Origin of the sequence: Mammaliicoccus sp. N-M50, assembly GCF_022386995.1 — a bacterium.
GTDB lineage: Bacteria > Bacillota > Bacilli > Staphylococcales > Staphylococcaceae > Mammaliicoccus > Mammaliicoccus sciuri_A.
This window is the reverse complement of the sequence record NZ_JAJNJA010000001.1, coordinates 114222-131396: the sequence shown is the minus strand read 5'-3', so window position 1 is coordinate 131396 and position 17175 is coordinate 114222. Positions and strand designations below refer to the sequence as shown.

15 protein-coding genes are annotated in these 17175 nt (G+C 32.3%); 12 read left to right on the top strand and 3 right to left on the bottom strand.

Annotated features, from left to right (window positions below; translation table 11 throughout):
• Nucleotides 1-11 precede the first annotated feature (11 nt).
• Complete coding sequence (locus LQ622_RS00600; RefSeq protein WP_239761905.1) at nt 12-1028, top strand: CAP domain-containing protein; 1017 nt, start codon at nt 12-14, stop codon at nt 1026-1028.
• 305 nt (nt 1029-1333) lie between these two features.
• On the opposite strand, the gene lexA is transcribed toward LQ622_RS00600, so the two are convergent.
• Nucleotides 1334-1954 (bottom strand): transcriptional repressor LexA, encoded by a 621-nt coding sequence (gene lexA / locus LQ622_RS00595; RefSeq protein WP_025905896.1) that lies wholly within the window; start codon nt 1952-1954, stop codon nt 1334-1336.
• Nucleotides 1955-2098: 144 nt separating this feature from the next.
• Here lexA and sosA point away from each other — a divergent pair, with 144 nt between their 5' ends.
• From sosA to LQ622_RS00565, 6 genes are all read left to right on the top strand, one after another.
• Nucleotides 2099-2308, top strand: coding sequence for a DNA damage-induced cell division inhibitor SosA (sosA, locus tag LQ622_RS00590; RefSeq protein ID WP_025905898.1), 210 nt, complete (start codon nt 2099-2101; stop codon nt 2306-2308).
• 77 nt (nt 2309-2385) lie between these two features.
• Entirely contained in the window at nt 2386-2622 is a 237-nt protein-coding gene (locus LQ622_RS00585) for a DUF896 domain-containing protein (protein WP_239761906.1), read from the top strand.
• An 85-nt stretch (nt 2623-2707) separates the two neighbouring features.
• A complete protein-coding gene (gene tkt / locus LQ622_RS00580) occupies nt 2708-4696 on the top strand; it encodes a transketolase (protein ID WP_049318962.1) in 1989 nt (662 codons plus the stop codon).
• Between the two features lie 127 nt (nt 4697-4823).
• Nucleotides 4824-5054: a YneF family protein gene (locus LQ622_RS00575; RefSeq protein ID WP_025905903.1), complete on the top strand. Its 231-nt coding sequence runs from the start codon at nt 4824-4826 to the stop codon at nt 5052-5054.
• A gap of 185 nt (nt 5055-5239) precedes the next feature.
• Nucleotides 5240-5926, top strand: a complete 687-nt coding sequence (locus tag LQ622_RS00570; protein ID WP_078104443.1) for a cytochrome c biogenesis CcdA family protein — start codon at nt 5240-5242, stop codon at nt 5924-5926.
• A 38-nt stretch (nt 5927-5964) separates the two neighbouring features.
• On the top strand, nt 5965-6435 hold the full coding sequence (locus LQ622_RS00565; RefSeq protein ID WP_037587925.1) for a CcdC family protein: 471 nt from the start codon (nt 5965-5967) through the stop codon (nt 6433-6435).
• 20 nt (nt 6436-6455) lie between these two features.
• On the opposite strand, the gene LQ622_RS00560 is transcribed toward LQ622_RS00565, so the two are convergent.
• Nucleotides 6456-6962 (bottom strand): DUF2621 family protein, encoded by a 507-nt coding sequence (locus LQ622_RS00560; protein WP_025905909.1) that lies wholly within the window; start codon nt 6960-6962, stop codon nt 6456-6458.
• A 75-nt stretch (nt 6963-7037) separates the two neighbouring features.
• Here LQ622_RS00560 and sbcD point away from each other — a divergent pair, with 75 nt between their 5' ends.
• The 3 genes from sbcD (at nt 7038) to LQ622_RS00545 (ending at nt 11906) form a co-directional block, all read left to right on the top strand.
• A complete protein-coding gene (sbcD, locus tag LQ622_RS00555) occupies nt 7038-8165 on the top strand; it encodes an exonuclease subunit SbcD (protein ID WP_126477040.1) in 1128 nt (375 codons plus the stop codon).
• Between the two features lies 1 nt (nt 8166).
• Nucleotides 8167-11190, top strand: a complete 3024-nt coding sequence (sbcC, locus tag LQ622_RS00550; RefSeq protein WP_239761907.1) for an exonuclease subunit SbcC — start codon at nt 8167-8169, stop codon at nt 11188-11190.
• Nucleotides 11191-11285: 95 nt separating this feature from the next.
• Complete coding sequence (locus LQ622_RS00545) at nt 11286-11906, top strand: SCO family protein (RefSeq protein WP_126477037.1); 621 nt, start codon at nt 11286-11288, stop codon at nt 11904-11906.
• A gap of 68 nt (nt 11907-11974) precedes the next feature.
• On the opposite strand, the gene mscL is transcribed toward LQ622_RS00545, so the two are convergent.
• Complete coding sequence (gene mscL, locus LQ622_RS00540) at nt 11975-12334, bottom strand: large conductance mechanosensitive channel protein MscL (RefSeq protein WP_025905918.1); 360 nt, start codon at nt 12332-12334, stop codon at nt 11975-11977.
• A gap of 200 nt (nt 12335-12534) precedes the next feature.
• Here mscL and LQ622_RS00535 point away from each other — a divergent pair, with 200 nt between their 5' ends.
• Nucleotides 12535-14160, top strand: coding sequence for a glycine betaine uptake BCCT transporter (locus LQ622_RS00535; protein ID WP_126477035.1), 1626 nt, complete (start codon nt 12535-12537; stop codon nt 14158-14160).
• Between the two features lie 247 nt (nt 14161-14407).
• The gene (gene acnA / locus LQ622_RS00530; RefSeq protein ID WP_126477033.1) at nt 14408-17116 is read left to right on the top strand and encodes an aconitate hydratase AcnA; all 2709 of its coding nucleotides are present in this window, start codon (nt 14408-14410) and stop codon (nt 17114-17116) included.
• Nucleotides 17117-17175 lie beyond the last annotated feature (59 nt).

The window sequence follows — 17175 nt, the reverse complement described above, 5'->3', positions numbered from 1 at the left end:
GAGGTGACGACTTGAGAAAAGTATTCTTTTTATTTATGTTGCTATTATGCTTAACACTTATCAAGCCAGTCCCAGAATCAGATTTGTCTAGACAAATTGGGCAAAAAGTATTGAACGTTCAACAAGGATTACAACACGAAGAAACAGCTAAGAAAGTTGAACTGAAGACACCAGATGACCAAGAATTTGCGATTAATAATATTCAAATCAATCAAACAAAGAATGAAGTAGAAAAGAAACTTGGTAAACCTAAGCGTATAACTGCTAATGAATATAACGAGAAATGGCATGTGTATCATAACGACTATCATGAATTTGTGATGGTAAGTTATGATCATGACAAAGTAACTGGTTTATATACAAACCAAGACCTTATAACTTCTAAAAAAGGTATCACAAGTAAAATGAACAAAGATAAAGTTCGTTCTATACTTGGAGAACCTGAAAAAGCAATAGAAAAAGACAAAGTGAAACTCATACAAAATGATGAAGATTATGATGTTTTCAAATTTGATAACATCTATACAACCGTGTTTTATGATAAACATGAAAATAATCAAATTAAAGGTATCATGCAGATTGCATCATCAACTGAAGATAAACGAACGAATCAGTATCATGCAGCTTCTGATGAATACAAAAAAGCTTTAGAATTACAAAGCTTTGATCTTGTAAATGCTGAACGCGTACAGTTTGGACTACCTACATTAGCTTATAATGAGCGTGTTAGTGAAACTGCAAGAAAGCATAGTCAAGACATGGTGAATAATGATTATTTTGATCATAATAACAAACAAGGTATGTCTCCATTTGATAGATTAGATCGAGATGGTTTTAATTATGTTACTGCTGGGGAAAACTTGGCTTATGGTCAAATCAGTAGTATATATGCACATCATGGTCTTATGAATTCACTTGGACATAGAAAAAACATTTTAAATAAAGATTATAAAGAATTAGGTGTAGGTGTTGATATCGGCGAAGAATTACAGCCATATTGGACGGAGAACTACATCACGCAACAATAGAAAAGAGATAAATGATATTATCTTATCAACGTTGATATAATTAAATCGAGAAAAGTCAATATTTCATATTTCCTTAAATGTTTAACACATGTTGTTTCTAGTAATTTTGATTGGTGAAATAACATATAAAGGGGTAGTTTTACATGGAAAATAAAGAAATAAAACGAAAAGATTTAGATGTCTTAGAACGTATTAAAGAATTATTAAATAAAAAAGATGTATCATAAATATATGACAAGTAAAGAAAGAACTCGATAAAGGGAATATGAAAAAAGGAGATGCAATCGCATCTCCTTTTTGTTATGTTACATTTCTCTAAATAATCCAACAACTTTACCTAATACTGTAACGTTATCTAAATAAATAGGTTCCATTGTACTGTTCTCTGGTTGAAGTCTATATCGCGTTTCTTCTTTGTAAAAACGTTTAACAGTAGCTTCATCGTCTTCTGTCATTGCAACTATGATATCACCATTCTCAGCGATTGATTGACTACGTACGATTACTTTATCGCCGTCTAGTATACCAGCTTCGATCATACTATCACCGACAACATCTAATATAAAGATATTGCTATTATGTGTTGATGTGAAATGTGCTGGTAATGGGAAGTATTCCTCTACATTCTCTACAGCCGTAATAGGTATACCTGCTGTAACTTTACCGATAACTGGAACGTGAATGGTGTTCTCTTGGTTAATGTTCTCTCCAACTGTTTCTGTAATTTCTATAGCTCGCGGTTTAGTTGGATCACGTTTAATGTAGCCCTTTTCTTCTAGTCTTGATAAATGACCATGTACTGTAGAGCTTGACGCTAAGCCGACTGCTAAACCAATTTCACGTACGCTAGGCGGATAGCCTTTCGTTTGTACTATATGTTTGATGAATTGATATATTTCAGATTGACGTTTAGTTAATTCTTTCATAGTCGCACGCTCCCAATTAATTATTTAAATTTATTATAGCACATACGTTTCCTTTGAACAAACATTTGTTCGTATTTTTATTGACTACGAACAGTTGTTCTGTTATTATGATAATACAAACAAACGTTCTAGGAGGAATTGAGTATGACAATTACAATTAAGAAGACAGTATTAGTGTATATAGCAGTATTCTTAATGACTCTATTAATTGGATATTTATATTTAGCTCAGTCTAATGATCTTTATAATACAGAACAAACGTACGAAATGACCGATCATCAAATTAAACAACAAAGCGATAAACAACATAACCATATATCTGATTCCAATACATTAGTAGGGTCAATAGATTGAATTTAAACACGAGTAAATCCATTTGGATTTACTCGTGTTTTTTGGTATCTTTTATGTATAAAGAAAGTGGGGATATTATGCTAGAAAAAGCAAAAATAGATAGAATCAATGAATTAGCGAACAAAAAGAAATCTGAAGGTTTAACAGATAGTGAAGCTAAAGAACAATCAAAATTACGTGCTGAGTATTTACAAGCTTTCCGCGGTAATTTTAAAAATACAATCGAGAATACTAAAATCATAGATCCAGAAGGTAATGATGTAACTCCTGATAAGGTAAAAGAAATTCAAAAAAATAATAATATAAGAAAGTAAGTAAAAATTAAGTAATAATAATTAATTTTTGAAAAAATTTCATGTATAATGAAAAGGGATTACAAGAATAAAGGAGACTACATTTATGTTTAACGAAAAAGATCAACTTGCAGTAGATTCAATCCGTGCTTTAAGTATAGATGCTATTGAAGCAGCTAACTCAGGACATCCTGGTTTACCAATGGGTGCTGCGCCTATGGCATATGCATTATGGACTAAGCATTTAAATTTCAATCCTCAATCTAAGAACTATTTTAATAGAGACCGTTTTGTATTATCTGCTGGACATGGTTCTGCATTACTATATAGTTTATTACACGTTTCAGGTAGTTTAGAACTTGAAGAAGTGAAGAACTTCAGACAATGGGATTCTAAAACACCTGGACATCCAGAATTTAGACATACTGATGGTGTAGAAGTTACAACAGGACCTTTAGGACAAGGTTTTGCAATGAGTGTTGGTATGGCAATGGCTGAAAAACACTTAGCAGGTAAATTTAATAAAGATAAATACGATGTAGTAGATCATTACACATATGTTTTAGCAAGTGATGGTGACTTAATGGAAGGTATTTCTCATGAAGCAGCTTCATTAGCAGGTCACTTAAACCTTGATAAATTAATCACTTTATATGATTCTAATGATATTTCATTAGATGGTGAATTAAATAAAGCATTCTCTGAAAATGTTAAAGAAAGATTCACATCATATGGTTGGAGCTATATCTTAGTTGAAGACGGTAATGACTTAGAAGCTATTGATAAAGCGATTACTGAAGCGAAAACATTAGAAGGTCCAACATTAATCGAAGTTAAAACAGTTATCGGTTATGGTGCGCCTAACAAAGCGGGTACTAATGGCGTGCATGGTGCTCCATTAGGTGAAGAAGAACGTGAATTAGCATTAAAAGCATACGGTTTAGATCCTTCTAAACGCTTTAATGTACCTCAAGAAGTATATGATATCTTCAGTGAAACAATGCTTAAACGTGCAAATGAAGACGAAGCAGCTTGGGAAAAATTAGTTGAAGCATATACAAATGAATATCCTGAATTAGGACAAGCATTTAAACAAGCTATTTCTAATGAATTACCAGTTGATTACGATAAAGAATTACCAGTTTATGAAGCTGGAAATAGCAGTGCAACACGTGCGGATTCAGGTGAAGTGATTCAAGCATTAAGTAAATCAGTACCTGCATTCTTTGGTGGTTCAGCTGACTTAGCATCTTCAAACAAATCAAATGTTAAAGGTGAAGCTGACTTTAGTAGCGAAACTCCAGAAGGACGTAACGTTTGGTTTGGTGTTCGTGAATTCGGTATGGCTGCTGCAGTTAATGGTATGGCAGTTCACGGTGGTGTTAAACCATATGGTGCAACATTCTTCGTATTCAGTGACTACTTGAAACCGGCTGTAAGACTTTCAGCAATCATGGGTGTACCTTCAACATTTGTATTCACACATGATTCAATTGCTGTCGGTGAAGATGGTCCAACACATGAACCAGTTGAACAATTAGCCGGATTAAGAGCGATTCCTAACTTAAACGTTATTCGCCCTGCAGATGGTAATGAAACAAGAGTAGCATGGAAAGTAGCTTTAGAATCTGAAACAACACCAACAGCTTTAGTGTTAACAAGACAAAACTTAACAGCTTTAGATGTTGAAGAATCAGTATTAGAAGAAGGCGTTCGTAAAGGCGGATATGTCGTATATCGTTCTGAAATCGAACCTGAATACTTATTAATCGCATCTGGTTCTGAAGTTTCATTAGCTGTAGATGCAGCTAAAGATATCGAAGCACAAGGTAAAGGTGTACAAGTTGTATCATTACCTAACTGGCATGCATTTGATCAACAAGATGCTGAATATAAAGCATCAGTATTACCAGCATCAATCACAAAACGTGTAGCTATCGAAATGGCATCTTCTCTAGGTTGGCATAAATATGTTGGCCTTGAAGGTAAAGTCATTACAATTGATACATTCGGTGCAAGTGCGCCTGGCGACTTAGTAGTTGAAAAATACGGATTTACAAAAGAAAATGTATTAAACCAAGTATTAAGCTTCTAAAGAATGTTAAAAAAGCCTCATCCAAGAAACTTGGCTGAGGCTTTTTCATTTTAAACATTAAGTTTCATCTTGATAAAATGTAATGAATTTAGTAAACTTTTATAGGATACAGAAAGTGGGTGAAATAATGGCAACGTGGTTAGCAATATTATTAATCGTCGTGGCATTAATCGGTGGGCTTGCACTTGGATTCTTCCTTGCACGTAAATATATGATGGATTACTTGAAAAAGAATCCACCAATTAACGAAGAAATGTTACGTATGATGATGATGCAAATGGGTCAAAAACCATCTCAAAAGAAAATTAATCAAATGATGACAATGATGAATAAGAATATGGATCAAAAAATTAAATAATCTTATATTAATCATAAGTAAAAATAAAACGTATAACCGTGATATTTTTAAACGAGTCTCAGACGTATACAATAGTCTAAGGCTCGTTTCTTATTTTGTTTAAGTTTTCACTTATTGTTCAAATAAAGGTGTTTTAACTTAATTGTTATTTGATAAAATAGAATATGAGTGAGAGGGGGATCATTGTGGAAATCACAGTATTTGTAGCTTTTGGTGCAGGCATATTAAGTTTCGTATCTCCTTGCGTATTACCTATTTATCCAGCGTTTATTTCTTATATAACAGGCATGAGTTATGACGACATCAAAACTAAAGGACTTAGTCGTAATGCAATTTTACATACGATTATCTTTTTGCTTGGATTTAGTGTTATATATATGATACTTGGAATGGGTATAGGATATATTTCTGGTATGTTGATTAATTACCAAACGTTAATCAGGCAATTAGGTGCCATTATTATTATAGTATTTGGTCTCATTATATTAGGTGTATTCCAACCTCAATTTTTAATGAAAGACCGTAAAATAAATTTCAAGACGAAACCCACAGGTTATATAGGTACTTTTCTTATAGGTATGGCATTTGCTGCAGGATGGACACCTTGTAATGGTCCGATTATTGCAGCGATTGGTACGTTGGCTGCTACTAATTCATCACAAGCATTACTTTATATGTTGTTATATGTATTAGGATTCAGCATTCCATTTTTCGTACTGACATTCTTTATAACTAAATTACAAATTATTAAAAAGTACAATGTTGCTATCATGAAGTTTGGTGGTATAATTATGATAATTATGGGAATATTATTGTTCTTTGATTTATTAACGGAGATCACGATATTCTTCCAATCATTAGGTTTAAATTAAATATTATTGATATTTCGTACTTATAAGGGGTTTTAGATATGTATTTCCTTTTTTCATTTGTAATAGCAGCTTTAATGGGATTGGCAGTTATTGTTGTTAGAATGAAAGCACAAAATTATCCAACGAATGCTAAAAAGATTGTATTACCGCCATTTTTTATGGCTACAGGTGCATTGATGTATGTTGTTCCGTACTTTAGATTAAATGGCAGTGAAATTATAGAAGCAATTTTAGTTGGATTGTTCTTTTCTCTATTTCTTATCTTTACTTCTAACTTTGAAGTTAAAGGAACAGAAATTTATATGAAACGTTCTAAATTATTTCCGGTTATTTTAATATCGTTATTAATCATTAGATCAGTCGGTAAATTTTTCTTAAGTGATTCAATCGATCCGGGTCAATTAGCAGGTATGTTTTTCTTACTTGCATTTAGTATGATTGTACCTTGGAGAATTGCTATGTATGTTAAATATAAAAAATTAAAAGACCGTATGCCAATTGTAAATTAAAAAAACAACGCACATCTCAATTATTGAGTGTGCGTTGTTTTTGCATTTGAAATTTCTTCTCTATGATCAAAGATAGAAAATTTATTCTTCTCATCATCAGCTAATTCGAACAATTTTAAATATGGTGTATAATCTATATTAAGTTCGGTTAGCTTTTTCTTCATGAATTTGTGATCTCTTTTTGGTGTTGCTACGATATATCCTCTCATGATATGGTCAAGTTCGATTGTTGTGGCATGTTCTTCTAATGCAATTTTAGAAACACGACCACCTATCTTTTCTTTCGCAACATCCCTAAATAATTCTGGAACAGGTGAAACGAGTTCGTTTAATAAACTACGCGCTTCATCATTCCATAATGGTAAAGCTTTATTAATGTAGTAGTCTTGCCAATCAAGTTCACTCATACCATTATCTTTAGGCATACGTTTTAAGAATTTACGAAACATAAAGAATCCACCGATTGCAAGTAACGAAATAAATACGATGCACCATAAAATAATAAAAAATATAAATGCGTTACTCAATGAAATCACTCCTTAGATTTAGTATAAATGAAGCGTTTCAACCTGTCTAATAAATATTATAAAAGGAGCTATAAAATGAAAATTTTACATACTGCTGATTGGCACATTGGTAAAACCATAAATGGTCAATCCTTAATAGAAGATCAAAAGTTTATACTTTCAAAATTATTCGATGCAATTAAAGAACATCAACCAGATATTGTCGTGATTAGCGGTGATTTATATGACTTACACTATCCTAATAAAGAGGCAATGGTTGTACTTGAAGATGCACTTTCAACAATCAATTTAGAACTTAACACGCCAATTATAGCCATAAGTGGTAATCATGATGGTAAAGAGCGTTTAAATTACGGAGAAAGATGGTTTGAAAAAACAGGTTTAAAAATTATAACAGGATACGATCAGTTACTTGAACCTATTAAAGTCAATGATGTCAATATATACGTGATGCCTTACTTTACACCTGCTGATATTAGACATGTATTTGAAGTAAAAGATATTCATACACATCAAGAAGCGACTGAATTTATTGTTAATAAAATGAAAGAAGTTATAAACGAAGATGAAACGAATATTTTAATAGGTCATTTATTCGTTGCTGGTGGTGAATCGACAGACTCTGAAAGACCTTTATCTATTGGGACTATAGAAACAGTCAGTGCGCAAACCTTTGATATATTCGACGCTGTATTATTAGGGCATTTACATCACCCATTTGCAATACAGTCCGATTACATATTTTACTCTGGAACGCCAATGCAATATTCATTTTCAGAGGCAAACCAAGCTAAAGGATATAGACTATTTGATTTTGGTCATAAATCATTTAAACAGTCATTTATACCAATAGAACCTAGAAGAGCATTTCAAGTGATACAAGCAAGCTATGAAGATGTCATACATGAAAAATTAGACATAAAAAATCGTGAAGACTATTTTCACTTTAAATTATCTGATATGGACCATGTGACAGATCCGCTTATGAAGATAAGAAGTATATATCCGAACACACTTCAAATATCTAGGCAAGATTATGAAGTTGCAAATGATGAAATAGATGTAGATGTTCATACTTTGACGGATCTAGAGATTATTGAATCTTTTTACGATCATGTAACGGGTGAACCGTTAGAAGGTATAAAAAGAGAGAAAATTATCGCATTGTTAGAAAATGATTTAAATAAGGGGGCACAAGAATAAGATGAGACCTTTATTATTAAAGATGCAATATTTTGGACCATTTATAAATGAGCAAGTGGATTTTACACATTTATCTAAATCACAATTGTTTTTAATATGTGGTAAGACAGGGTCAGGAAAGACGATGATCTTTGATGCGATGGTTTATGCTTTGTTTGGTAAGACATCGACAGAATCGCGTGAAGAAGTTGATTTACGAAGCCATTTTGCTGATCCTAAGTTACCAACAAAAGTAGAATTTGAATTCGAAATTAAAAATGAGCAATATAGCGTCGTTAGAACTGTGAAATACATTAAAGAAGGTAATAAAAACCCAACGAATGCGACAGTTGAAGTTTATAAAAAAGTAAATGATAAGTGGTCATTAGAAACGAAAAGTATTAATACCAGTAATGATTATTTAAAAGCATTATTACATATGAATGTTAAACAGTTTAGACAAATATTGATTCTTCCACAAGGTGAATTCAAACAGTTTCTCGTATCGAACAGCACAGATAAAAGAAGTATATTAAGAACACTATTCGATAGTAATCGTTTTGAGAAGTTACAAGAACAATTAGAACTAGAAATGAAGAAAGAAATTGCACTAATCGAAAGTCACTATCAAAAAATCACACAGTATATAAATGATATGCATGATTTTGATGATGAAACGTTACAAGAACATAAACAAGTTGAAGGCTATCGTTATAAAGTGATTCAAGAGGCATTATCGTCATATGAAGCGGTAGGACAAGAAAAGTTAAAAGAACTAACAGATTTGAAATCTAAACAACAGCAACAAGTTAGTGAAATTGAAAGTGTCTTTGAAAGAGAGAAGACATTAAAAGAAAACTTTGAAACGTTAAAAGTTAAAGAAGCAGAATTAAATCAGTTGAAAAGTGAAGAAAAAGAAATCAATGATTTAAAGAAACAAGTCAAATACTTAAAAAGTGTACAGTCTTTAACTTATCAATATCATCAACTTAAAGATAAGGAAATCAACCATACAAACGAATTACAAAATGAAGAAGTACTTCAAAAACAAATAAGTGACAATGCGCAAAAATTAGAAACTATCGTACAACAAATAAATGATCTGCATAAAGAACATGAACAAATTGAAGAATATAGAGCATTTGTTCAAAATACGAAGCATATAAAAGTAAATATTGAAAAATATATAGAAGCAGAACAAGACATAATGAAACAACAAGAAAAACAAGAAACTTTAAAAAAGGCAATTGAACAAAATAAGCAAGAAACAGATGAACTTCATACTAAGCTTGGACAAATAACATATGACGAACAAGATGAGCAAACACAATTAAAAGAACAAGAAACAATGAAGTTAACATTACAAGGTCTAGAAACAACACAAAAGCTGTATGCAGATAAACAAGCATTAGAAGAGAAAATACAAGCATATAATCGTCAATTAGTAGAATATGAAAATGAAAAAACATCACTCGAACAACATAAAGATGCCGAAAAGACGTTTGATATATTGAATGTGGAAGATGAAATATTGAAAATTCAAAAGCATGTTCATAAAGGTGAGGATTGTCCTATATGTGGATCGATTATAGAAACAATTAATGGAGATGTTGATTTTGAAAGCTTAAAACAAGAAAAAGAGAAGCAATTAGAAGTGGAACAGCAGTTACAAGAAGTGAATCAACACATTACGACTTATCAAGAAAGAATTAATTTAACGAATGAACAATTAAACAAGTTAAGTGATGTTAAAGATGTACAAAAGGATATAGCATCATTGAATGAAAGACTTGAACAAGTAGTGAGTACTTTAAAAACATATCAAGAGAATCGTCAGCATATTCAACATCTAAAAAAAGAAATAAGCGATGCAGAAAAGCAAATGACAGAACACACATTACAATTAAATGATTTAAATCATAAAGTATCGACATATGAAAATGATTTAGCGTACTTTAATAAAGAGACGGGATATAATGAAGTATCATCATTTGTTGAACGAGTGAATAAATTAGAACAAACATTATCTAAATTTGATCAAAGTATGAAACAATTGAACGAACAACAAGAACAATATCAAAAAGATAAGCAAACATTACAAATGCAACATGCTACGGTTAAAGAACGTTTATCTATGATTGAAGAACAAATTAAATCTACAAAAGACTATTTAAGTACTGAAATGAGCAAACATGACATTTCAACATATGCTCAGTTAGATGAATTGTTGTTACAAGTAGAGGATATTGATCGATTAGAAGAAAGTGCTCAGCAATATGACAAAAAGTATATAGAAGTTGAAGCGGTCGTTAAAGAGCTTAGTAAAAAGGTAAAAGATCAAGAAATGCCTGATATCGCTAATACAGAAGAACAATTAGTAAGTGCTAAAGATTCTCTAAACAATTTAGTTAAACAATTGAATCAACTTCAATTGAAGGTTGAACAAAATGATCAAAAATCTAAAGCGATTCTTAATGTGATAGATAAGATTAATCAAGACCTTAAAGAACAAGAAGAAATGATTGATTTATCGAGAACGATGAATGGGAAGAATAGCCAGAAATTATCATTGGAGAACTATGTGCTGATTTATTATTTAAACCATATATTAGATAATGCAAATAGACATTTTCTTAAAATGACAAATAATCGTTATCAACTCGTGCGTAGAAAAGAGAAATCACAAGGATTAAGTGGTTTGGAAATTGAAGTGTTTGATAGATTTTCGAATAGAACGAGACATATTACGTCATTATCAGGAGGAGAAACATTCCAAGCGTCGTTGTCATTAGCGATAGGATTGTCGAATGTTGTGCAGCAAGAAGCGGGTGCTATCCATTTAGAATCGATGTTTATTGATGAAGGATTTGGTACGTTAGATGCTGAAACTTTAGAAACTGCGCTCGATACACTCGTTAATATACAAATGTCCGGTCGTTTAGTAGGTATTATTTCTCACGTATCTGAATTAAAGACAAGAATTCCTACCATTTTAAATGTAAACAAGAATGGATTTTTAAGTACAACAGCATTCTCAAATAATTGAATGACACATCAAAGACATAAATAGATTAAATTGTGTATTTAAGTAGTGATTTTTATTTGATATATTTTAACTAACAGAGTTATGGGAGTGTTAGGATGAAAAAGGGAATATTTCTAATATTGGTTGCAAGTATGATGATGATAATGAGTGCATGTAGTAATAATGCGATTGAACCGGACAGTCAATTTGGCAATAAAATGCAGTCATTCAATGTAACTGATCAAGACGGTCATAAATTTTCACAAAAAGATATGAAAGGGAAAGTGTATATAGCTGATTTTATCTTTACGAATTGTGAAACAGTTTGTCCACCAATGACATATAATATGAGTACTGTTATTGATCAACTTGAAAAAGATGGCGTTAAAAATTATGGGGTATTAAGTTTTAGTGTAGATCCAGAAAATGATACACCGAAAAAACTTAAAGATTACGTTAAACAATATAATGTACCAGATAACAAATGGACGTTATTAACAAATTATGATTTTAAATTTATTAAACAATACGCACAAGATAACTTTAAATCAATCGTGGCGCCACCACCAAAAGGTAGTACACAAGTTACACATGGTACAAGTTTCTATTTAATAGATCAGAATGGAAAAATCATTAAATCATATAGCGGACAGGATGCTGGGGATAAAAAATTCCCTAAATCAGAAATTGTAGCTGATGTTAAAACATTAGTAGAAGAAGGTCCAATTGAAGATTAATAAAGATATCAAAAAAACCATCGATTATTGAACAATCAATAATCGATGGTTTTTTAAATATGTAAAACTTACTTTTCGCGTAAAGCGTCGCGGATTTCTGTAAGTAATACAGTTTGTTCGTCAACTTCTTCTTCTTCTTCGCCTTTTTTCATAACAGTATTTGCAATTTTGATGAATACAAATAGTGCGAATGCGACGATTAAGAAGTCAATGATAGATTGGATGAATAGACCGTATTTGATACCCATTAATGACCATTTTTCAGCGAAGTCTACTTCTCCAAAAATTAAACCAATAAGTGGCATTATGACGTTCTCAACTAAAGATGTAACAATTTTGTTAAAGGCAGCACCAATAACAACGGCGATTGCTAAATCTAAAACGTTACCTTGCAAAGCAAAGTCTTTAAATTCTTTTAATAATGACATATTAAACACCTCCTTATCGAATTTTATCATACATGAATATGGCATAAAAAGAAATAGTCAATTTGATTTTAGGTGTAATATTTGTTAAAGTGTTGAATGTTGCTGTTTTCATATATCACTTATTTGAAAATATCACGAATAAAATAAGTTAAAACGGGAATACATAATTTAAAGTTTGTTATTTTGAAAGGAGAATTATAATGGCCAATATTCCAACGTATCCAAATGGAAGAAAAGTTTCAAATGTTTTTACAATTAGTGCCATAGTTGTTGCAATCATTGTTGCACTTGGTGTTATTTTTCCAACTCAGTTTGGTGAGATAACTGGTAATATCAGTGCATGGATTTCAAAATACTTTGGTTGGTATTACATGATTATTACAATTGGTATGGTATTTTTCTGTGTTTTCATTATATTTAGCCCAATTGGAAAGTTAAAATTAGGTAGACCACATGATAAACCAGAATTTAATACAATTTCTTGGTTTGCAATGTTATTCAGTGCTGGTATGGGTATCGGACTTGTATTCTACGGTGCAGCTGAACCAATGTCTCACTTTGTTTCACCACCGAATGCTGATCCAGAGACGAAAGCAGCGATGACTGAATCAATGCGTTCTACATTCTTACATTGGGGTTTCCATGCTTGGGCAATTTACGGAGTAGTTGCTTTAGCGTTAGCATATTCTCAATTTAGAAAAGGTGAACCTGGTTTATTATCTAAAACATTAAGACCAATTTTAGGTGATAGAGTTGATGGTCCTATAGGTATCATTATTGATGTGTTATCAGTATTCGCAACTGTTGTAGGGGTTGCCGTATCATTAGGTATGGGTGCTTTACAGATCAATGGTGGATTAGAATATTTATTTGGAATCCCAAATAATATCGTTATACAAGGTATCATCATCGTTATTGTAACGATTTTATTCTTAATGAGTGCATGGAGTGGGCTAAGTAAAGGTATCCAATATTTAAGTAACTTAAATATTGTTTTAGCTTCACTATTACTTATTGTCACTTTAATTATCGGTCCAACAATTTTAATTGCAAATATGTTTACATCATCAACAGGTGCGCTATTCGATTCATTCTTATTCAATAGTTTTGATGTAGCACCATTAAATCCTCAAAAGAGTGAATGGTTAAATTCATGGACACTTTATTATTGGGGTTGGTGGATGAGTTGGAGTCCATTCGTAGGTATATTCATTGCCCGCGTTTCTAGAGGACGTTCAATTCGTGAGTTTATTTTAGGTGTTATGCTTGTACCAACAATCATTAGCTTTATTTGGTTCAGTGTATTTGGCGTAACAGGTATTGAAGTAGGTAAGAAGGCACCAGAAGTCTTCAAAATGACTACTGAAACTCAATTATTTGGTGTATTTAATGAATTACCAATGGGTGCGATTCTATCAATTATTGCATTAGCATTAATATGTACATTCTTTATAACTTCTGCAGACTCTGCTACATTCGTTTTAGGTATGCAGACAACTTATGGATCATTAGAACCATCAGGTAGAGTGAAGATTGTATGGGGTGTTGCACAATCACTTATTGCATTCGTACTATTATTATCTGGTGGAGATACTGGATTAAATGCATTACAATCAGCAGCAATCATTTCAGCATTCCCGTTTAGTTTCATTATCATTATGATGATTGTCGCTTTCTATAAAGATGCAAACCAAGAAAGAAAATATCTTGGATTATCGATTACACCGAATAAGCATCGTATGAAAGAATATGTAGAAAAATCTAAACGAGAATATGAACAAGAATTAAAAGAACAACGTCGTTTAGCAAGAGAAATGGAAGATTAATATAAGTGATAGGCTGAGACAAATTGATGTCTCAGCCTATTTTTATATATAGTTGATAATCATTATCAATTAATAACTAAAAATTATGTATATTTGAAAATACATAAGTAAAACTTATAGTATCCTATTATAAACTTGAATGATAAATATATTCATTTTTAAGCGCAATGTATTGTTTTACTAAAGTATTGATTATACAATTGTATATGAAGCATTAACTTGCACAATTTTAAAGGGGGAACTAATAATGAGCTCAAGTTTAAAAGAACAATCTAAAAAATCTTTTGAATTGAACGGCAAAACATACACGTTTTATAGCTTAAAAACATTAGACGAATTAGGTTTATCTAATGTTGATAAACTACCTTATTCTATTCGTGTATTATTAGAATCAGTATTAAGACAATTTGACGGACGTGTCATTAAAGAAGAACATATTATGAATTTAGCAAAATGGGGTAAATCTAACGATGCTAATGCAGAAGTACCATTTAAACCATCACGTGTTATTCTACAAGACTTCACAGGTGTACCTGCAGTTGTAGACTTAGCTTCTTTACGTAAAGCTATGGATGATGTTGGTGGAGATGTTTCTAAAATCAACCCTGAAGTACCTGTTGATTTAGTTATTGACCACTCTGTACAAGTAGATAGCTATGCATTACCAAATTCATTAGAAATGAATATGAAATTAGAATTCGAACGTAATATCGAACGTTACCAATTCTTAAACTGGGCAACAAAATCATTTGATAACTATCGTGCTGTACCACCAGCTACTGGTATTGTTCACCAAGTTAACTTGGAATACTTAGCAAGTGTTGTACACATTAGAGAGGAAGAAAATGAACTTGTAACTTACCCAGATACTTTAGTAGGTACTGACTCACATACAACAATGATCAACGGTATTGGTGTATTAGGTTGGGGTGTAGGTGGTATTGAAGCCGAAGCAGGTATGCTTGGTCAACCTTCATACTTCCCAGTTCCTGAAGTTATCGGTGTTAAATTAACAAACGAATTACCACAAGGTACAACAGCAACTGACTTAGCTTTACGTGTAACTGAAGAGTTACGTAAAAAAGGTGTTGTAGGTAAATTTGTTGAATTCTTTGGTCCTGGTGTAGAAAAATTACCATTAGCAGACAGAGCAACAATTGCTAATATGGCGCCTGAATATGGTGCTACATGTGGTTTCTTCCCAGTAGATGATGAATCATTAAGTTACTTACGTTTAACTGGACGTTCTGAAGAACAAGTTAATGTTGTAGAGAAATACTTAAAAGAAAACAACATGTTCTTCAATGCTGAAAATGTAGAACCAACATACACAGATGTTGTTAATCTAGATTTATCAACAGTTGAAGCATCATTATCTGGTCCTAAACGTCCACAAGATTTAATCAAATTAAGCGACATGAAAAAATCATTTGTTGAATCAGTGACTGCACCAGCAGGTAACCAAGGTCATGGTTTCGATAAATCAGAATTTGATAAATCTGTAGATATTGAATTACAAGATGGTACGAAGACTTCAATGAAGACTGGTGACATCGCAATTGCAGCCATTACTTCATGTACAAACACTTCTAACCCATATGTAATGTTAGGTGCAGGTTTAGTTGCGAAAAAAGCAATCGAAAAAGGCTTAAAAGTACCAGATTACGTTAAGACTTCATTAGCACCTGGTTCAAAAGTTGTTACAGGCTATTTACGTGACGCTGGATTACAAGAGTATTTAGATGATCTTGGATTCAACTTAGTTGGTTATGGTTGTACAACTTGTATCGGTAACTCAGGTCCATTATTACCTGAAATTGAAAAAGCGATTGCTGACGAAGATTTACTTGTTACTTCAGTATTATCTGGTAACCGTAACTTCGAAGGTCGTATTCATCCATTAGTTAAAGCGAACTACTTAGCATCACCACAATTAGTTGTTGCTTATGCATTAGCTGGTACTGTTGATATCGACTTACAAAATGATCCAATCGGTAAAGGATCTAATGGTGAAGATGTATTCTTAAAAGACATCTGGCCATCAATTGAAGAAGTTAGAGACACTGTATTATCAGTTGTTACACCTGAATTATTCAGAGAAGAATACAAAACAGTATTTGAATCTAATGAAGTTTGGAATCAAATTGAAACGACAGATCAACCATTATATGACTTTGATCCTAATTCAACATATATCCAAAACCCTACATTCTTCCAAGGTTTATCTAAAGAACCACAAGATATTCAACCTTTAAGTGATTTAAGAGTAATGGGTAAATTTGGTGACTCAGTTACAACTGACCATATTTCTCCTGCAGGTGCAATCGGTAAAGATACACCAGCTGGTAAATACTTGCAAGACCATGATGTAGCAATTAGAGACTTTAACTCATACGGTTCTCGTCGTGGTAACCATGAAGTTATGATGAGAGGTACTTTTGCGAACATTCGTATTAAGAACCAATTAGCACCTGGAACTGAAGGTGGATTCACAACTTACTGGCCAACAGAAGAAGTAATGCCTATCTTTGATGCTTCAATGAAATATCAAGAAAATGGTATTGGTTTATGTGTACTTGCTGGTAATGACTACGGAATGGGTTCTTCTCGTGACTGGGCAGCTAAAGGTACAAATCTTTTAGGTGTTAAAACAGTTATTGCTCAAAGTTACGAACGTATTCACCGTTCTAACCTAGTTATGATGGGTGTATTACCTTTACAATTCAAAAAAGGTGAATCAGCAGATAGCTTAGGTTTAACTGGTAGAGAAGCCATTTCAGTAGATATTCATGAAGGTGTTAAACCACGTGATATTCTTAAAGTAACTGCTACTAGCGAAGATGGTAAAGTTACAGAATTTGAAGCTTTAGCTAGATTCGACTCAGAAGTAGAAATTGACTACTACAGACACGGTGGTATTCTACAAATGGTATTAAGAAACAAATTAGCACAATAATATAAAGCTAATTCATATACGAGCAGTAGATATTCTTTGTAAATTGAATGTCTACTGCT

Bases quoted from the DNA above. Each gene is read 5' to 3' on its own strand.
- sbcC (WP_239761907.1), top strand. From the start codon at position 8,167: ATGAGACCTTTATTATTAAAGATGCAATATTTTGGACCATTTATAAAT.
- sosA (WP_025905898.1), top strand. From the start codon at position 2,099: ATGACAATTACAATTAAGAAGACAGTATTAGTGTATATAGCAGTATTC.
- tkt (WP_049318962.1), top strand. From the start codon at position 2,708: ATGTTTAACGAAAAAGATCAACTTGCAGTAGATTCAATCCGTGCTTTA.
- LQ622_RS00585 (WP_239761906.1), top strand. From the start codon at position 2,386: ATGCTAGAAAAAGCAAAAATAGATAGAATCAATGAATTAGCGAACAAA.
- lexA (WP_025905896.1), bottom strand. From the start codon at position 1,954: ATGAAAGAATTAACTAAACGTCAATCTGAAATATATCAATTCATCAAA.
- LQ622_RS00565 (WP_037587925.1), top strand. From the start codon at position 5,965: ATGTATTTCCTTTTTTCATTTGTAATAGCAGCTTTAATGGGATTGGCA.
- LQ622_RS00545 (WP_126477037.1), top strand. From the start codon at position 11,286: ATGAAAAAGGGAATATTTCTAATATTGGTTGCAAGTATGATGATGATA.
- mscL (WP_025905918.1), bottom strand. From the start codon at position 12,334: ATGTCATTATTAAAAGAATTTAAAGACTTTGCTTTGCAAGGTAACGTT.
- LQ622_RS00575 (WP_025905903.1), top strand. From the start codon at position 4,824: ATGGCAACGTGGTTAGCAATATTATTAATCGTCGTGGCATTAATCGGT.
- sbcD (WP_126477040.1), top strand. From the start codon at position 7,038: ATGAAAATTTTACATACTGCTGATTGGCACATTGGTAAAACCATAAAT.
- acnA (WP_126477033.1), top strand. From the start codon at position 14,408: ATGAGCTCAAGTTTAAAAGAACAATCTAAAAAATCTTTTGAATTGAAC.
- LQ622_RS00535 (WP_126477035.1), top strand. From the start codon at position 12,535: ATGGCCAATATTCCAACGTATCCAAATGGAAGAAAAGTTTCAAATGTT.